The organism is Kaistia defluvii (genome assembly GCF_040548815.1).
Lineage (GTDB): Bacteria > Pseudomonadota > Alphaproteobacteria > Rhizobiales > Kaistiaceae > Kaistia > Kaistia defluvii_A.
Genome location: NZ_JBEPSM010000006.1, coordinates 24,569 through 40,577, shown reverse-complemented (window position 1 = coordinate 40,577; position 16,009 = coordinate 24,569). Strand labels below are relative to the sequence as shown.

Annotated in this window: 14 protein-coding genes; 6 read left to right on the top strand and 8 right to left on the bottom strand. The window is 66.0% G+C overall.

Annotation, left to right across the window (positions count from 1 at the left end):
* Positions 1 to 35: 35 nt before the first annotated feature.
* Together ABIE08_RS23190 and rpmB are read right to left on the bottom strand one after the other, a co-directional pair.
* A complete protein-coding gene (locus ABIE08_RS23190; protein WP_354554461.1) occupies positions 36 to 674 on the bottom strand; it encodes a VUT family protein in 639 nt (212 codons plus the stop codon).
* An 8-nt stretch (positions 675 to 682) separates the two neighbouring features.
* Positions 683 to 988 (bottom strand): 50S ribosomal protein L28, encoded by a 306-nt coding sequence (rpmB, locus tag ABIE08_RS23185; RefSeq protein WP_354554459.1) that lies wholly within the window; start codon positions 986 to 988, stop codon positions 683 to 685.
* A gap of 257 nt (positions 989 to 1,245) precedes the next feature.
* Between rpmB and ABIE08_RS23180 the strand changes: the two genes are divergently transcribed.
* From ABIE08_RS23180 to ABIE08_RS23155, 6 genes are all read left to right on the top strand, one after another.
* The gene (locus tag ABIE08_RS23180) at positions 1,246 to 2,103 is read left to right on the top strand and encodes a DUF3108 domain-containing protein (RefSeq protein ID WP_354554457.1); all 858 of its coding nucleotides are present in this window, start codon (positions 1,246 to 1,248) and stop codon (positions 2,101 to 2,103) included.
* A 1,307-nt stretch (positions 2,104 to 3,410) separates the two neighbouring features.
* A complete protein-coding gene (locus ABIE08_RS23175) occupies positions 3,411 to 6,611 on the top strand; it encodes a helicase-related protein (protein WP_354554456.1) in 3,201 nt (1,066 codons plus the stop codon).
* Positions 6,612 to 6,629: 18 nt separating this feature from the next.
* On the top strand, positions 6,630 to 7,034 hold the full coding sequence (locus tag ABIE08_RS23170; RefSeq protein ID WP_354554454.1) for an RNA-binding S4 domain-containing protein: 405 nt from the start codon (positions 6,630 to 6,632) through the stop codon (positions 7,032 to 7,034).
* Positions 7,035 to 7,153: 119 nt separating this feature from the next.
* A complete protein-coding gene (gene fdxA / locus ABIE08_RS23165; RefSeq protein ID WP_354554522.1) occupies positions 7,154 to 7,492 on the top strand; it encodes a ferredoxin FdxA in 339 nt (112 codons plus the stop codon).
* Between the two features lie 462 nt (positions 7,493 to 7,954).
* On the top strand, positions 7,955 to 8,548 hold the full coding sequence (locus tag ABIE08_RS23160) for a CarD family transcriptional regulator (RefSeq protein ID WP_354554452.1): 594 nt from the start codon (positions 7,955 to 7,957) through the stop codon (positions 8,546 to 8,548).
* A 212-nt stretch (positions 8,549 to 8,760) separates the two neighbouring features.
* Positions 8,761 to 9,627, top strand: a complete 867-nt coding sequence (locus ABIE08_RS23155) for an RNA polymerase factor sigma-32 (RefSeq protein ID WP_354554450.1) — start codon at positions 8,761 to 8,763, stop codon at positions 9,625 to 9,627.
* A 667-nt stretch (positions 9,628 to 10,294) separates the two neighbouring features.
* On the opposite strand, the gene ABIE08_RS23150 is transcribed toward ABIE08_RS23155, so the two are convergent.
* From ABIE08_RS23150 to ABIE08_RS23125, 6 genes are read right to left on the bottom strand one after another with little or no spacing between them, the layout of a single operon-like run.
* Positions 10,295 to 10,801, bottom strand: coding sequence for a heme-degrading domain-containing protein (locus ABIE08_RS23150; RefSeq protein ID WP_354554448.1), 507 nt, complete (start codon positions 10,799 to 10,801; stop codon positions 10,295 to 10,297).
* A 25-nt stretch (positions 10,802 to 10,826) separates the two neighbouring features.
* Positions 10,827 to 11,543, bottom strand: a complete 717-nt coding sequence (locus tag ABIE08_RS23145) for an ABC transporter ATP-binding protein (protein WP_354554447.1) — start codon at positions 11,541 to 11,543, stop codon at positions 10,827 to 10,829.
* Positions 11,540 to 12,382, bottom strand: a complete 843-nt coding sequence (locus ABIE08_RS23140; protein ID WP_354554445.1) for an ABC transporter ATP-binding protein — start codon at positions 12,380 to 12,382, stop codon at positions 11,540 to 11,542. Before ABIE08_RS23140 ends, ABIE08_RS23145 begins: the two co-directional genes overlap by 4 nt.
* Positions 12,375 to 13,241 (bottom strand): ABC transporter permease, encoded by an 867-nt coding sequence (locus ABIE08_RS23135; RefSeq protein ID WP_354554443.1) that lies wholly within the window; start codon positions 13,239 to 13,241, stop codon positions 12,375 to 12,377. Before ABIE08_RS23135 ends, ABIE08_RS23140 begins: the two co-directional genes overlap by 8 nt.
* Complete coding sequence (locus tag ABIE08_RS23130) at positions 13,238 to 14,317, bottom strand: ABC transporter permease (RefSeq protein ID WP_354554441.1); 1,080 nt, start codon at positions 14,315 to 14,317, stop codon at positions 13,238 to 13,240. The genes ABIE08_RS23135 and ABIE08_RS23130 overlap by 4 nt, the downstream gene beginning before the upstream one ends.
* On the bottom strand, positions 14,318 to 15,916 hold the full coding sequence (locus ABIE08_RS23125; RefSeq protein ID WP_354554439.1) for an ABC transporter substrate-binding protein: 1,599 nt from the start codon (positions 15,914 to 15,916) through the stop codon (positions 14,318 to 14,320). It lies immediately after the preceding gene.
* Positions 15,917 to 16,009 lie beyond the last annotated feature (93 nt).

Here is a 16,009-nt window from a genome sequence, read left to right as displayed (position 1 = left end):
GAAGCGGGGCTTTTTCATGGGTAAGGCGAAGCCGGTCAGGCCGGGCTGCGCTGCGCCTCGGGCCAGGACAGCACGAAGCGCATCAGCGCCCGGTAGGGCGCGAGCAGCAGCAGCGCCGCGCAAAGCTTCACCGTCAGGTCGCCCAGCGCCCACGACATCCAGCGCGCGCTCGCGACCGACAACACGCCAAGCAGCGGCGCCGATTCGAGCGCGAAGGAATCGTTGGGGCCCAGGAAGGCCGCAAATGGGGCGAAGGCGAGCGTGAAGAAGATCGCGGTGTCGACCACCGAGCCGACGACGGATGCCGCCAGCGGGGCACGCCACCAGGCCTGACGGCGCAGCCGGGCAAACAGGCTGATATCCAGCAGCTGGCCGAACAGATAGGCGGTGCCCGAGGCGATCGCGAGACGCGGCGTCGCCAGCTTGAACGACACGAGGACGGCGCAAACGAAGCCGACCAGCACGACGATCCGCGCGACGCGCGGGCCGTAGCGGCGGTTGGTCAGGTCGCTGACGAAGAAGGCGAACGGATAGGTGAACGCGCCCCAGGTCAGCAGATCGGCAAGCGCCAGCCGGCCGACCATAGCCTCGACCGGATACTGGACGAGGATATTCGACAGAACGACAACGGCCGCCATGAAGGCGGCCGCAATGATGTGACCCGGCTTGATCATCGGAGGCCTCAGGCGGCTGCGACGCTATCCTGCTCGGTGGTCTTCTTCGCGATGGCGCGCTTGAGCGTCAGGGCGCGATCGGACAGCTCGCTGGCGCTGGCCTTGGCCAGGAACGCGTCGAGACCGCCGCGGTGCTCGACCGAGCGCAGGCCGTAAGCCGAAACGCGCAGCTTGAAGCTGCGGCCGAGCGCGTCGCTGATCAGCGTCACGTTGACGAGGTTCGGCAGGTAGCGACGACGCGCCCTGTTGTTGGCATGGCTGACGGTGTTGCCGGTCATGACGGCCTTGCCGGTCAACTCGCAGACACGGGACATAACAGAAATCCTTCTTTTCCGCCGCAACGCGCCGGGCTCGGCATCCATCGCGACAGGGGTATCGGAAAGTGGGCCTTCTCATAGTGGCCGAAGCTTCGGTCGTCAAGCATTCAGCGCGCAATCCCTAGTGACGAAGACGGTGCAAATCACCTAGAATCGCGCGAAGTGATTTGGGGGCATCATCACGACCACGAAGCCGAAGCCGGACTCAGGGATGAGAACCGGCTTTGGGCCGCTCCTCCGACGGAACAATTCCCATGCAATCGCTCCGCCTCTTCCGTGCCCTTGTCCTGCCGCTCCTCGTGGCCGCCGCACCCGTGGCGTCGGTTGCGCCGTCGGCTGTCGCCGCGCCCGCGCAGCAGCAGGCCGGCAAGGTCGACGCGGAATATAACATCCTGCTCGGCGGGCTGACCATCGGCCGTTTCGCGCTCGATACGGTTTTCGACGACAAGGGCTACACGATCACGGCGCGCGGTTCGACCAGCGGCGTCAGCCGCTTCGTCTCCGACGGCAAGGGTTTCCTGAAGAGCAGCGGCCGCATCGTCGGCTCGCGCGTCCTGCCCGCCGCCTACATGCTCGACACCAGCGAGAACGGCCGCCGAAACTCTACCGTATCGATGCAGATGAACAGCGGCACCATCGTCAATGTCGCCGCCATGCCGCCGCTGGCCAAGAAGGCGGACCGCGTTCCCCTGCTGCCGCAGCACAAGCGCAACATCTTCGACCCGCTGAGCGCGATGATCGTGCCGATGGTCAAGGGCAACCTCGCGGCGGCCTGCAACCGCACGGTTCCCGTGTTCGACGGCTGGCAGCGCTTCGACGTCAAGCTCTACTATAAGGGCACCGCCGAGGTGGACGGCCAGAACGGCTCCTACAAGGGCTCGGTCGTCGTCTGCGGCGCCCGTTACGTCCCGGTCGCCGGCCACAGGCCGACGCGCGAAGCGATCGAATATATGGAAAACAACAAGGCGCTCGAAGTCTGGCTGGCCCCGGTCGAGAGCCTCGGCGTGATGATGCCCTTCCGGATGCAGATCGGCACCGAGGTCGGCATGCTGACCATCCATGCCTCACGCTTCGTCGGCGAAGCCGAGACACGGCGCGCCGCGGCGGAATAGCCGGCGGTCCGGCGCGAGGTCCGGTGCGGGCTTCGATCGCTCCGATTTTCGCACCGTAAGCGCGGCGTTCTCCACTCGCTCGCCGTCATTCCCGCGAAAGCGGGAACCCATGCATCCGAAGCCTCGGGCGCTGCGCTTCCCAATCCCAGTTAAAAGGATCGCTGATCTCCGGCCGGGATGACACCGGTGTGGGTCGTTACGATCGTGCGATCTGAGGAGCGTCTGCCTCTCAGTAGCCGACACGAGTCGTGATGAGGCCCGGTCAGCCTGTTGAGAATTTTGCTGTTGGGCAAAGGAGCCCCTTGGGGACAGGGTCCGTTTGGGTTGGGTTTCGTCTCTGCCTCTGTTTTGCCGCCCCCCCCAGCAGCCGAGCGTTAAGGTCGAGTTCCCTCGACACTCGGCCTTGTGGCCCAATCTCCCATCTCAACATCCTGAGGAGGCCCGAAGGGCCGTCTCGAAGGACGCACAACGCCTCCGCGTCAGCCCGCCCCAAGTAAGACCCTCACCCCACCCTCTCCCGCAAGCGGGCGAGGGCTTTTGGGCCGGCGGTCTTCATCGAGGGCGAGGCGACAGCCATAGACGCAGGGAGCCTGCGACAGCCACGGGCGCCGGGAGCCTGCGACGGCCACGGGCGCGGGCGAGCCCCCTCGCCCGCTTGCGGGAGAGGGTTGGGGTGAGGGGCTTCCTTCCCGCAACCCGCTCCAATGCCATCGCGCTGTCACGATCGATATCGTCCGCCCGACCGGCCCCCCATGCCGCCTGTCCCGAATTGCGACACCCCGCCTGCCACCCGTTAACGCGCGCCCGCCGGGAAGCCGAGATCCCGCGGACACCATCCAGACGCCTGCCGACAGCGCACCCTGCCCATGGTGCCCGGACCCAAGCGCGACACCATCGCTAGCCGGCACGAATCCGGAACGGCGATTCGCCAGCGATTCGTCCATGCTCCGTTCCGGATTCGGTCGAGTCCTTAACGCCACTGGGCCCGGCAGCCTGGACCCAATTCATCTCCCGCTAACCACGCTGCGACCGCCCGGACCGGCAAACGTTAACGACGCAAGGCCTTTTGCGGCCTTTCGGGGCAAACCTGCGGCACTATTTCGTGCGCCGGCGTTGGAGCGGCACATATATGGTGGTGAACAGAACGCGATTTCCGGGGAGTCAGCGATTCGGACCTCGTTTGTTCCAGTAAGGTTCTAGAACTTAACCGGCGCCGCTCGCGGCCCGGCCTGAAAGCGCTTCTCTGTTTCGACATGATACAGGGGCATGCTCGGTAGCGTTGATCTGGAAGTGAGACTGCCCGCGATATGAATGAACGGACGAGACCACCAGGCGCCGGAGCGGGCGGGCGCAATGTCACTGCCGTTCTGGGGCCCACCAATACCGGCAAGACCCATCTGGCGATCGAGCGGATGCTCGCGCATTCCTCGGGAATCATCGGCCTGCCGCTGCGCCTGCTGGCGCGCGAGGTCTATGGCCGGATCGTGGCCCGGGTCGGCGCGGAATCGGTGGCGCTGATCACGGGCGAGGAAAAGATCGTCCCGCCCAATCCGCGCTTTCGTGTCTGCACGGTCGAGGCCCTGCCCTCGCATACCGACGTTTCCTTCGTCGCCATCGACGAAATCCAGCTCGCCGCCGATCTCGATCGCGGCCATGTCTTCACCGATCGGCTGCTGAACCTGCGCGGCCGCGACGAGACGCTGCTGCTGGGCGCCGCCACCATGCGCGGCATCCTGGAAAAGCTTCTGCCGGGCATCGAGATCGTCACCCGCCCGCGCATGTCGATGCTGACCTATGCCGGCTCGAAGAAGATCACCCGCCTGCCCCGCCGTTCGGCCGTCGTCGCCTTCTCGGCCGACGAGGTTTATGCGGTCGCCGAACTGATTCGCCGGCAACGCGGTGGCGCCGCAGTGGTTCTCGGATCGCTGAGCCCGCGCACCCGAAACGCCCAGGTCGAACTTTATCAGTCGGGCGATGTCGATTTTCTCGTCGCCACCGATGCGATCGGCATGGGCCTCAATCTCGACGTCGACCATGTCGCCTTCGCGCAGGAGCGCAAGTTCGACGGCTTCCAGTATCGCCGGCTGACGGCGGCCGAGCTCGGCCAGATCGCCGGCCGCGCCGGACGCCACACGCGCGACGGCACCTTCGGCGTCACCGGCCAGGTCGATCCCTTCGAGGACGAGCTGATCGAGGCGCTCGAAAGCCACCACTTCATGTCGGTGCGCACGCTGCAATGGCGCAATCGTGCGCTCGATTTCCGCTCGATCGATACGCTTCGCGCCAGTCTGGACCGTCCTCCGGGCCATGAGGGCCTGTCCAAGGCGCCGCCCTCCGAGGACGTCACGGTGCTGGAAATCCTTGCCCGGGATCCGGGCATCCGGGGGCTGGCCGATCGTCGCGAGCGGCTCGAACTGCTCTGGGATATTTGCCAGACGCCTGATTATCGACGCATTGCACCGGCTAATCATGCCGAGCTGGTCGGCGATATTTTCACCTTCGTCGCCCGCGACGGCGCGGTCCCGGACGACTGGTTTCAGCGTCAGGTCGCCTTTGCAGATCGCACAGATGGCGATATCGATACGCTCGCCAACCGCATTGCGCACATTCGGACATGGACCTTTGCGGCAAACCGGCCTAACTGGCTTAAGGATCCTCGCCATTGGCAGGAGCGCACGCGCGCTATAGAGGATCGTCTTTCCGATGCGCTCCACGAAAGGCTCACTCAGCGTTTCGTGGATCGGCGCACAAGTGTACTGATGAAGCGGCTCAGAGAAAACGCCATGCTCGAAGCAGAAATCACGACCTCCGGCGATGTGCTGGTCGAGGGACAGCATGTCGGAAGCCTGCAGGGTTTCCGCTTCACGCCAGATCCCCAGGCCGACGGACCGGACGCCAAAGCGATCGGGGCGATTGCCCAGAAGGCGCTTGCCGGCGAAATCGAACGCCGTGCCCAGAAAATCGGCAACGCGCCCAATCCCGAATTCGTGCTGTCGACCGACGGTACGCTACGCTGGCTCGGCGCGCCGGTGGCAAGGATCGTCGCAACCGACGACGCCCTGCGCCCGCGCCTGATCCTGCTGGCGGATGAAGGCCTGACGGGCCCGGCCCGCGAGCGCGTGCAGGACCGCGTCGACATCTGGCTGAAGAGCCATATCGAGACGCTGCTGAAGCCGCTGTTCGAGCTTCTGGCCGGCGTCGAGCTTTCGGCGCCCGCCCGCGGCATCGCCTTCCGCATCGTCGAAGGCCAGGGCGTGCTGGAGCGCTCGGAGATCGCCGAGGAGATCAAGGCGCTCGACCAGGAGGCCCGCTCGGGCCTGCGCAAGCTGGGCGTGCGCTTCGGCGCCTATCACATCTACGTCCCGGCCCTGCTGAAGCCCGCCCCGAGCGCGCTGAACGCCATGCTCTGGGCGCTGAAGAACCACGGCCTCGACGCACCGGGCCTGGCGGAGCTGCCGCAGCTTTCGGCAACCGGCCGCACCACGGTGCCGGTCGACCCGACCTTCGCCCGGCCGCTCTACAAGGTCGTCGGCTATCGCATCGCCGGTAACCGCGCCGTGCGCATCGACATCCTCGAGCGTCTGGCCGACATCATCCGTCCGCTGATCGCCTGGAAGCCGACCTCGGACAATCTGGTGCCGCCGGAAGGCGCCGTCGACGGCAATGGCTTCACCATCACCGTGTCGATGACCTCGCTTCTGGGCTGCTCCGGCGAAGATTTTGCCGGCGTGCTGAAGTCGCTCGGCTATCGTCTCGACCGCCGCCCGGCGCCGCCCAAGGCCCCGGTCGCGGAAGCAGCGCCGGCCGTGACCGCCGTTTCGGAAGAGACGACGGAAACCGTCACCGAGACGGCGACCGACGCTCCCGCCGAGGCCGAGGCACCCGCTGCCGAGACCGTCGCTTCGGAAGAGGCGGTGGAAACCGTCGTGACCGAGACGACGACCGAGGAAACCGTCACCGAAAGCAGCGAGACCGACACGACCCCGGTCGTCGAGGCACCGTCGCTCGAGACCAGCGATGGCGAGCCGGCGGAAGCCGAAGCCGCCGCCCCGGCCGAGCCGGAAATGATCGACGTCTGGCGTCCCGGCCGTTTCGATCGCCGTCCGCAGCAGCGCGACAACCGCCGCGACCGTCGCCCCAACCATGGCGCATCGGCGCCGGCCGAAGGCGCTGTCGGCGAGGCGAAGCCGGAAGGCCGCGACGGCCGTGGCCGTCAGGCTGAGGGCGAACGCGACGCACGCCGCCAGGGTGGCCGCCCCCAGCAGCCGCGCGGTCCGCGTCCCGAGCGCGGCGCCGGCGATCGTCCGCAGGGCGAGCGCGAGGGCCGTCGCAACGACCGTCCGGGCAACGACCACCGCAACAAGGGCGGCGATCATCGCCAGGGCCAGAACGCGCCGCAGCCGCGCCGCGAGGAACCCCGGCGCGAGCGTCCGATCGATCCGAATTCGCCCTTCGCGGCCCTGGCGGCTCTCAAGGCCGACCTCGAAGCCAAGAAGCGCGGTGGCTAAGCGAGACGCGGAGCGGCGATGAGCGAGGAAACCGGACGCCAGCGTATCGACAAATGGCTCTGGTTTGCCCGCTTCGCAAAAAGCCGCTCGATCGCCCAGAAGCTGGTGATGGGCGGCAAGGTCCGGGTCAACCGCAACAAGATCGACGCGTCGAGCCGCCTGGTGCGGCCCGGCGACGTTCTGACCCTCTCGCTGGAGCGGCAGATCCGCGTCGTCAAGATCCTCGACCCCGGCACGCGCCGGGGTCCCGCCCCCGAGGCGCAGCGCCTTTACGAGGATCTGACGCCGCCGGCGATCCTAACGGAACCGGTTATCCGGGGCGGTCCGCGGCCGACAAAACGCGATCGGCGGGTGCTCGATGCGTTCCATTCCGCCTCCTCCGGAGACGAAGGCGAGAATTTTCCAAATGACGACGAAGATTGAGGAAATTCATTCAGCCTGAGCTTGGCGATGCGGCATCCGCGATCCTTGCGCCGCCCCGCTAAAGCGTTTACCCAGACGACGCCGGCGAGCTTGGAGCGTGCTTGCCCGAGGAGACGATCTTGCCCTATGTCGTGACGGACAATTGCATCAAGTGCAAATTCACGGATTGCGTCGAAGTATGTCCCGTGGACTGCTTCTACGAGGGCGAAAACATGCTCGTCATCCATCCGGATGAGTGCATCGATTGCGGCGTCTGCGAGCCGGAATGCCCCGCCGAGGCGATCAAGCCGGACACCGAGCCGGGTCTCGAAAAGTGGCTGAAGCTCAACGCCGAATATGCCGAGAAGTGGCCGAACATCACCGTGCGCAAGGATGCGCCGGCGGACGCCGCCGACTTCGACGGCGTCGCGAACAAGCTCGAGACCCACTTCTCCGCCGCTCCCGGCGAAGGCGACTGAGCCGGCTCTGCCGCCGCCTTCCTGCCGACGCCTGGCCCAGGACGAAGCCGCTGTCGAGGTGCGCCCGCGCACCGCGACGGCAATGCTTTGATTTTTGGGTATTTTGTGATATATATACAAATACAGTCGGTAACCACTTACGGCGTCACCGCACCTTTCTGGTGTTTCGTTCGTGAACAACCCTCAACATTGAAGCGAGAAGTCGTCCTGCCGCGACATTAAGGCGCGCTGGCGATGGATCGTCGTCGATGTTGGGTTGCGCGCGTGCGGATCCCCGGATCGGGACGAGCGTTTTCCGGATCGGCTGACAGTGGAAGAGCGAACCTGACCGGGTCGCCTCCGGAACATGTTGTTCCGGGACCGGTCCGGAACCGCGATAGCCATGGATGAGACGGGTTTCGTCAAAATCCGGCCTTTGGCTTGGCGAGCCGGGCCCGCCAATTTAACGGAGTTAATACGCGTATGGCCACCCTCAAGAAGACCACTCTGCGTTCCGATTTCAAGACCGGCGAACATATCGTCTATCCGGCGCATGGCGTCGGCGAGATCGTCGGGATCGAAGAACAGGAAGTGGCCGGCATCAAGCTTGAGCTCTTCGTTATTGCATTCGAGAAGGACAAGATGAAACTGCGCGTACCGGTCGCCAAAGCGGCGACGGTCGGCATGCGCAAGCTTTCGGATGCAACGACCGTCAAGAAGGCCCTCGAAACCATCCGTGGCCGCGCCCGCGTCAAGCGCACCATGTGGAGCCGTCGCGCCCAGGAATATGAAGCGAAGATCAATTCCGGCGATCTGATTCAGATCTCGGAAGTCGTCCGCGACCTGTTCCGCTCGGATACCCAGCCCGAACAGTCCTACAGCGAGCGCCAGCTCTATGAGGCGGCCCTCGACCGCATGTCGCGCGAAATCGCGGCGGTGAGCGAGATTTCCGAGACGGAAGCGGTCCGCCAGATCGAGCAGAACCTTGCCAAGAGCCCGAAGCGTGGCGGCAAGGCCGATGAAGAAGCCGTTGCCGAAGTCGAAGGCGACGACGAGAAGCACGACGAAGCCGCATAATTTCGGCGCCCCGTCTTTCCTAAAAAGCGCCCGGCTCTGCCGGGCGTTTTTTTATGCCCGCATCGTGCCGGCCGCCCTGCGACGCTCTGCCGCCATCACAAGCTTCTGCCAAGTCCATCACACCAATGTGCGTCGCCTTTTCGGAACTGGGGCGTAGGGTTGCTGTTGTTCAAACGTGGGGCGCACGAAATCCAAACACAGGAGCGGGTCGCATGGGCACATCGGCGATCTCTGGGCGGCAGTTCGTCAAGGCGGCGATGCAGGCCCCTTATCTGGAACGGGATGAGGAAAAGAATCTCGCCATTCGCTGGCGCGATATCAAGGATCAGACCGCTCTGCACCGCCTTGCCGCCTCGCATATGCGGCTTGTCATCGCCATCGCGGCGCGGTTCCGCCATTTCGGCCTGCCCATGAGCGACCTGATCCAGGAAGGCCATGTCGGGCTGCTGGAGGCCGCGGCGCGGTTCGAGCCGGACCGCGACGTCCGCTTCTCGACCTATGCCACCTGGTGGATCCGCGCCTCCATCCAGGATTATATCCTGCGCAACTGGTCGATCGTTCGCGGCGGCACCAGCTCGACCCAGAAGGCGCTGTTCTTCAACCTGCGCCGGCTGCGCGCCAAGCTCTCGCAGGGGTCGGTGCCGATCCCCAACCAGCAGATCTACCAGCAGATCGCCATTGCCGTCGGCGTCTCGACCAATGACGTGGCGATGATGGATGCGCGCCTCTCCGGCGCCGACACCTCGCTCAACGCGCCGATCTACGACACGGAATCGTCCGCCTCCGACCGGCAGGATTTTCTGGTCGACGACACGCCGCTGCCCGACCAGATGGTCGGCGACGTCATCGACAGCGAGCGGCGGGTGACCTGGCTGCACGATGCGATGGCCGTGCTTTCCGACCGCGAAGTCCGGATCCTGCGCGAGCGCCGGCTGCGCGAGGAAGGCGCCACGCTGGAGTCGCTCGGCGAGACGCTCGGCATTTCCAAGGAGCGCGTCCGCCAGATCGAAAGCCGCGCCATCGAAAAGCTCAAGGCCGCCCTGCTGCGCGACCATCCCGACCGCGCGAGCTTTGTCTGACGGAAGGCACGGAGGAAGGGTGCCTGCGGCACTGGCCGCCCCATCCGTCATTCCTGCGAAAGCAGGAATCCACCTTTTCGACCCGGTTCGCATCCCGTATGCGCCACGGGTCGACATCACGGCTGAATGGATCCCGGCTCGGAGGCCGGGATGACGACGAACGTGGGGCGAAGGGCCGTGCAAGCACACGACACGCCCTTACCTCTCCCTGAGGGAGAGGTCGGCCCGAAGGGCCGGGTGAGGGTTTAGGGAACCATCCAGATAGGCTCCCTGCGACCCACCCGCTCCCCCGTCATTCCTGCGAAAGCACGAGTCCATGATTGCGCGGGGTGATACCCCACAGTCCATGCGCCATTGGTCCGCATCACCGCTGAATGGGTCCCGGCGCGCGGGCCGGGATGACGGCGAGCGCGGGGCTGGCGCAGCGTTCCAACTGCCTCCCTAACCGGAATGCCGATCTCGCTCCCAACATCCTGAGGAGGCTTGCGAAGCAAGCCGTCTCGAAGGACGCAGGGCAGACGAGCAGGCTTCACTGCCAAAGGTTCAAGAGGGCTATGGCCTGACGCACTCTGCGTGCTTCGAGACGGCCCTTCGGGCCTCCTCAGCATGTTGAGGTTGGAGCTACGCGGGCCACCTCTAGCAAGCCCCCCGCCCTCGCCCAAAGAAACTACGCCGTCCAGACTTCCGGGCGCGCCTCGCCGATGCCGAGTTCGGCCAGCAATTCCTCGATCACGGTGACCACCAGCTTGTGGTCCTCCGCCTGCGGCAGGCCGGAGACGGTCGCGGTGCCGACCATGCCGACATTCCGAACCAGGATCGGGAAGGCGCCGCCATGCGGGTAGTATTTCAGCGGGTCGACCAGCTGCGCGGTGGCGAAATCGACGCCCTTCACCCGCGCCTTCTGGCCCATATAGAACGAGGAATGGCCGTAGCGGCGCACGACCGCCGTCTTGCCGGCGACCCAGAACTCGTTGTCGGCCGAGGTGCCTTCGAGCGCGCAATAGAACAGCCGCTGCTCGCCGCGCGCGATCTCGACCACAATGGAAAGATTGTCCTGCCGCGCGCGCTCGATGATGCGCATGCCGAGCGTGATCGCCGTGTCATTGTCGAAACGGTCGAAGACCAGCCGCTTTTCCTGGTCGAGAAGTTCCTGCAACAGGGCTTCGTCGCTCATTTATTCCCCCTCCGTGATATCCCGATCATCGCGCAGCCGCAGCGCCCGCCGCAAGGGCCGGCCGATCGAAGGTCGCGGCAATCCGCCCCTCCGCCATGCGCGCGGCGCGGTCGCACATATGGCCGATCACATCCGGGTCGTGGCTGACCAGCACGAAGGTCATGCCGAAGCGCGCCTTGAGCGTGACGAGCAGGTTCAGGATCTCGGCCTGCACCGACATGTCGAGCGCCGAGGTCGGCTCGTCGAGCAGCAGCAGTTTGGGCCGCAGCAGCAGCGCGCGGGCAATCGCGATGCGCTGGCGCTGGCCGCCGGAAAGCTGATGCGGATAACGCGCGGCGACGTCCGGGCCAAAGCCGACCTCGGCCAGCGCCTCGGCGACGCGCTTGTCCGGATTGTCGAGCCCGTTGACGACAAGCGGCTCGCGCAGGGCCCGGCCGATCTTATGGCGCGGGTGCAGCGAGGCATAGGGATCCTGGAACACCATCTGCACCTGCTGGCGCAGCGTGCCAGTGAAGCGGCGGCGCGGCGGCACAGCCTGGCCGAGCAGCGCCATCGAGCCGTGCCAGTCGCGGTTCAGCCCGGCGATGACGCGCAGCAAAGTGGACTTACCGCAGCCGGACGGCCCGAGCAGGCCGAATGTCTCGCCTGCCTCGATCGCCAGGGTGATGCCGCGCAGGATATGGCGGCCGACATCCTGGTCCCGGAAGGTGACGTTGAGATCGCTGATATCGACAAGGCTCATGCGCCCGCCCCCAGGCTGACGCGGTCGAGCGTCGGCAGCAGCGTGCCGAACGTTTCGGGCGAAGGCCGGCACGCCCACAGCGTCTTCGTATAGGGATGTTCCGAGTTCGCCAGCTCGGACGCCGGCAGGCGATCGACGATGTCGCCGCGATACATGACCAGCGCCCGGTCGCAGAAGCGCGCCACCTGGTCGAGATCATGGCTGATCAGAATCAGGCCCATCTGCCGCTCGTCGACGAGCTTCAGCATCAAATCGAGCACCTGGTCGCGCAGGTCGCGGTCGAGCGCCGAGGTCGGCTCGTCGGCGATCAGCAGGCGAGGCTCGGCGATCAGCGTCGCCGCCAGCATGACGCGCTGGCCCATGCCGCCGGAAAGCTGGTGCGGATAGGAGTGATAGGCGCGCAGCGGATCCGGCAGGCCGACGGCCTCCAGCATGACGAGCGCCCGCTCGCGCCGCTCGGCCTTCTTGGCGGCGGTATGCAGCTTCAGAGGCTCCTCGACCTGGCGGCCGATGCTCATCACCGGATCGAGCGCAAATTTAGGATCCTGCAGCACCAAACCGATCTTCGAGCCCCGCCAATGCTTCCATTGCCGGGGCGACAACGCGGTCAGATCCTCGCCGTCCAGCGTCAACCGGTCGGCGGTGACGCGGCCGGGCTTGGCGACCAGCCCGATCAGCGCGCGCGCCGTCATCGATTTGCCCGAGCCGGATTCGCCCACGAGGCCGAGCTTTTCCGCGCCCATGGCAAAGGAGATGCCGTGCACGACCTCGACCGGGCCGCGATCGGAAGGAAAGCGGACAGAGAGCTTCTCGACGTTCAGCAGGGTCGGATCAGCCATTGCGCGGGTCCATCAGGTCACGGAGCCCATCGCTCAGCAGGTTGAAGGCGAAGCTGGTGAGCAGGATCGCGGCGCCGGGCGTCGCCGCCACCCACCACTGGTCGAAGATCACCTGCGTGCCCTCGGCAACCATGGCGCCCCATTCGGGCGTCGGCGGACGCACGCCGAGGCCGAGAAAGCCGAGGCCGGCGGCGATCAGGATGATGCCGCCAAGGTCGAGCGCCATGCGCACGATGGCGCCGGGGAGCACGAGCGGCAGCACATGGCCGAACAGCAGGCGCGGGCCGGTAATGCCCATCATCTCGGCGGCGGCGAGATAGTCGCTCTTGCGCAGCGCCACCGTCTCCGACCGCGTCTGCCGCGCATAGGCGGGCCAGGCCGTCAAGGCCAGGGCCAGGGCGCCATTGACCAGGCCGGCGCCCAGCACCGCGACGAAGGCGAGCGCCAGCACCAGCTTGGGAAAGGCCATAGCGATGTCGGTGATGCGCATCAGGATGCGCTCGACCATGCCGCCATAGAAGCCGGCGACGATGCCGATGGCGATGCCGAGCGGCGTCGTCAGCAGGATGACGATGGCGAGAAGCATCAGGGTCGGCCGGGTGCCGTAGATCAGGCGGGACAGCAGGTCGCGGCCAAATCCGTCCGTGCCGAACCAGTGCGCCGCCGAGGGCGGCATCAGCCGGTTGGCGACGTCCTGGGCGATCGGATCATAGGGCGCGAGAAACGGCGCGAACACCGCCACCAGCAGGATCAGCACCACGAGCGCGGCACCGATCGCGGCGGTGGGCGAGCGGCGCGCGAATTTCGCCAGCGACAGACGGTTGGGAGCGACCGCGACGGTCAAGGGCAGATTGGTCATGACAGCCTCGGGTCGACGATGCGGGCGAGAATGTCGGTGATCGCGTTGACGATCACGAAGCAGACGCCGATAACCAGCGTGCCGCCGAGCACGGCCGGCATGTCGGAGGCGAAGATCGCCGTCGTCATGTAGCGGCCAAGACCCGGCCAGCCGAACACGGTCTCAGTCAGCACCGCGCCTTCCAGCAGCGTCGCATAGGCGAGCGCGATCACGGTCAGCACGGTTCCGGCGACGTTGGGCAGCAGGTGGGTCAGCATCAGGTGAACCTCGCCGACGCCCTTCGCGCGCGCCGCGACGGCATATTCCTTGCCGAGTTCGCCGAGCAGGCTCGCCCGCGTCAGCCGCGAGATCGAGGCGAGCGAATGGATGGCGAGCACGCTTGCCGGTAGCACGAGATGCGACAGCGTATCGAGGAACGAGCCCTCCTCGCCCCAGAGCGCCGTGTCGATCAGGTAGAAACCGGTCACCGGCGTGATCGTATAGGCGTAGATGTCGCTGAGGCGGCCGGGCCCCGCCGCCCAGTGCAGGCGGGCATAGAACAGCAGCAGGAACAGAAGGCCGAGCCAGAAGATCGGCACGGAATAGCCGATCAGCGAGATTATCCGGACGATGCCGTCGATCAACCCGCGCGGCCTGAGCGCCGCGAGGACGCCGAGCGCCACGCCGATCAGCGCGCCGAAGAGGATGGCGACGGTGGCGAGCTCCAGCGTCGCCGGGAAGACGCGGACGATATCGCCGAAGACAGGCTGGTTGGTCGACCAGGAGGTACCAAGATTGCCCGTCAGCACATTGCCGACATAGGCGGCGAAGCGCTGCGGCAGCGGGTCATCGAGGCCGAGCGTCTGGCGCGCCGCCTGATAGGTCGCCTCGGTCGCCTTGTCGCCGGCCAGATGCAGCGCCGGATCGGCCGGCGAAAGCTCGGCCAGCGCGAAGGTGACGACCATCAGGCCAAGCAGGGTTATCGCCAGGGTCACCAGCCAATTGGCGACGCCCGCGAGAAACGAAAGTCCCCGCCGGCCGCGAGGCCGACGGGGAAGAAGCTCAGGGGCCGCGAGGCGGCCGCCGGTATCTGTCAATTACTTCTCGACCCCTGCGAAATAGACCTGGTCCGCATTGAGGCCCTGGACGAAGCCCTTGACGTTGTCGCGCAGCACGATCTGGTTGTTCGGCTGCAGGAGAATGACGAAGGGCGACTTCTGCTGAACCTCAAGCTGAATAGCCTTATAGTCCGCCGCGCGCTTGTCCGCATCCTGTTCTTCGACGGCGGCCTGGGTCTTCTCGGAAAGTTCCGGGATGCTCCAGCCATAGCGCCAGGCGACCGTCTTGGTGCCGTCATCGCGGTTGAGCGCGAAGGCGCTGGCGTTGGAATGCGGGTCGAAATAGTCCGGGATCCAGAAGGCAAGCGCCGCCTCGTGGCCCTGCGAGCGGAGCGTCGAGTAGAACTGGCTGGCGACGGCGGGCTCGATTTCCAGCTTGATGCCGGCCTGCGCGAAGGTCGCCTGCAGCGCCTGGGCGATGTCCGTGTAGGGCGGCTGGTTGATCACGGAAAGCTTGACGGTCAGACCCTTGTCGAGCCCGGCGGCCTTCAGGATGCCCTTGGCCTTCTCGACGTCGAGCTTGAACGGCGTATCGTCGAGCGAACCGGCAAAGCCCTTCGGAATGAAGACCTGGTGGACGTTGGACTGGCCCTTGAGCAGGTTCTTGGCGATGCCCTCGTAATCAACGAGCCAGCGCGCGGCTTCCCAGAGCGCCGGGTTCTTGGTGTCGGGGTTGGTCTTGCTGGCGGCATTGAAGCCCAGGAAATCGACCTCGGCCGAAGGCGCCGACAGCACCTCGATGCCGGGCTTGCCGGTCAGGGCTGCGATCTGGTCGGCGCCGATGTCGCGGGCGATATCGGCATCGCCCTGCTCGATCAGCAGGCGGCGCGCCGAGGGATCGGCGACGTTCTTGAAGATGATGCCCTTGAGCTTGGGCGCGCCGGTCGGCGAGGTCGCATTGGCGTCGAGGACGAGCGCCTCATGCGGCTGGTAGGCGCGGATCTTGAACGGGCCGGAGCCGGCCGAAGCCGTGTGCAGCCAGGCATTGCCGAAATCGCCATCCTTGGCGTGCGCCTCGACTTCCTTCTGGTCGACGATCGACGCGACCGGCGCGGAAAGGATCGACAGCGCGAAGGACGGGCCGACCTTGGCGGGCCAGGAGACCTTGACGTGGCTGTCGTCGACCTTGGTCAGGAAGGTGTCGACATTATCGGCCGACCAGCCGAGTTCGTTCAGGATGAACACCGGCGACTTGCCGAGCTTCACCGCGCGCGACAGCGAATAGATCACGTCATCGGCGCGAACCGGATTGCCGGACGAGAAGGTCGCGCCGTCACGGATCTTGAAGGTGATCGCATTGCCTTCCGGCGCCACGACCCAGCTCTCTGCCAGCACGGGATCGAGCTTGGTCGGCTCGGTCTGGTTCGACTGTACCAGCCGCTGATACAGGCTGTTGAAGGACTGCACCGAGGTCAGCTCGAAACCCTCGGCCGGGTCGAGGCTGACGATATCATCGATCGCCTGGGCGACGATCAGCAGGTCCTTGGGCGTGGCGGCCATGGCGGCCGGCGCTCCGAACAGGCCCCCGAGCGCAATCGCGCCGGCCAGCGCCGTCGCGGAAAGGAAACGCATGGTCATGCGGAATTCTCCATCACAGTCGGGGAGCCTTCGACCGGCCCTGCCCGCTTGCCGGCATGGAACCATTCCCCGGGGGGCTTCGCAACGGCGGCG

Excerpts from the sequence above, each read along its gene's own strand:
- ABIE08_RS23190 (WP_354554461.1), bottom strand. The coding sequence starts at position 674 with ATGATCAAGCCGGGTCACATCATTGCGGCCGCCTTCATGGCGGCCGTT.
- rpmB (WP_354554459.1), bottom strand. The coding sequence starts at position 988 with ATGTCCCGTGTCTGCGAGTTGACCGGCAAGGCCGTCATGACCGGCAAC.
- ABIE08_RS23180 (WP_354554457.1), top strand. The coding sequence starts at position 1,246 with ATGCAATCGCTCCGCCTCTTCCGTGCCCTTGTCCTGCCGCTCCTCGTG.
- ABIE08_RS23175 (WP_354554456.1), top strand. The coding sequence starts at position 3,411 with ATGAATGAACGGACGAGACCACCAGGCGCCGGAGCGGGCGGGCGCAAT.
- ABIE08_RS23170 (WP_354554454.1), top strand. The coding sequence starts at position 6,630 with ATGAGCGAGGAAACCGGACGCCAGCGTATCGACAAATGGCTCTGGTTT.
- ABIE08_RS23160 (WP_354554452.1), top strand. The coding sequence starts at position 7,955 with ATGGCCACCCTCAAGAAGACCACTCTGCGTTCCGATTTCAAGACCGGC.
- ABIE08_RS23155 (WP_354554450.1), top strand. The coding sequence starts at position 8,761 with ATGGGCACATCGGCGATCTCTGGGCGGCAGTTCGTCAAGGCGGCGATG.
- ABIE08_RS23150 (WP_354554448.1), bottom strand. The coding sequence starts at position 10,801 with ATGAGCGACGAAGCCCTGTTGCAGGAACTTCTCGACCAGGAAAAGCGG.
- ABIE08_RS23145 (WP_354554447.1), bottom strand. The coding sequence starts at position 11,543 with ATGAGCCTTGTCGATATCAGCGATCTCAACGTCACCTTCCGGGACCAG.
- ABIE08_RS23140 (WP_354554445.1), bottom strand. The coding sequence starts at position 12,382 with ATGGCTGATCCGACCCTGCTGAACGTCGAGAAGCTCTCTGTCCGCTTT.
- ABIE08_RS23135 (WP_354554443.1), bottom strand. The coding sequence starts at position 13,241 with ATGACCAATCTGCCCTTGACCGTCGCGGTCGCTCCCAACCGTCTGTCG.
- ABIE08_RS23125 (WP_354554439.1), bottom strand. The coding sequence starts at position 15,916 with ATGACCATGCGTTTCCTTTCCGCGACGGCGCTGGCCGGCGCGATTGCG.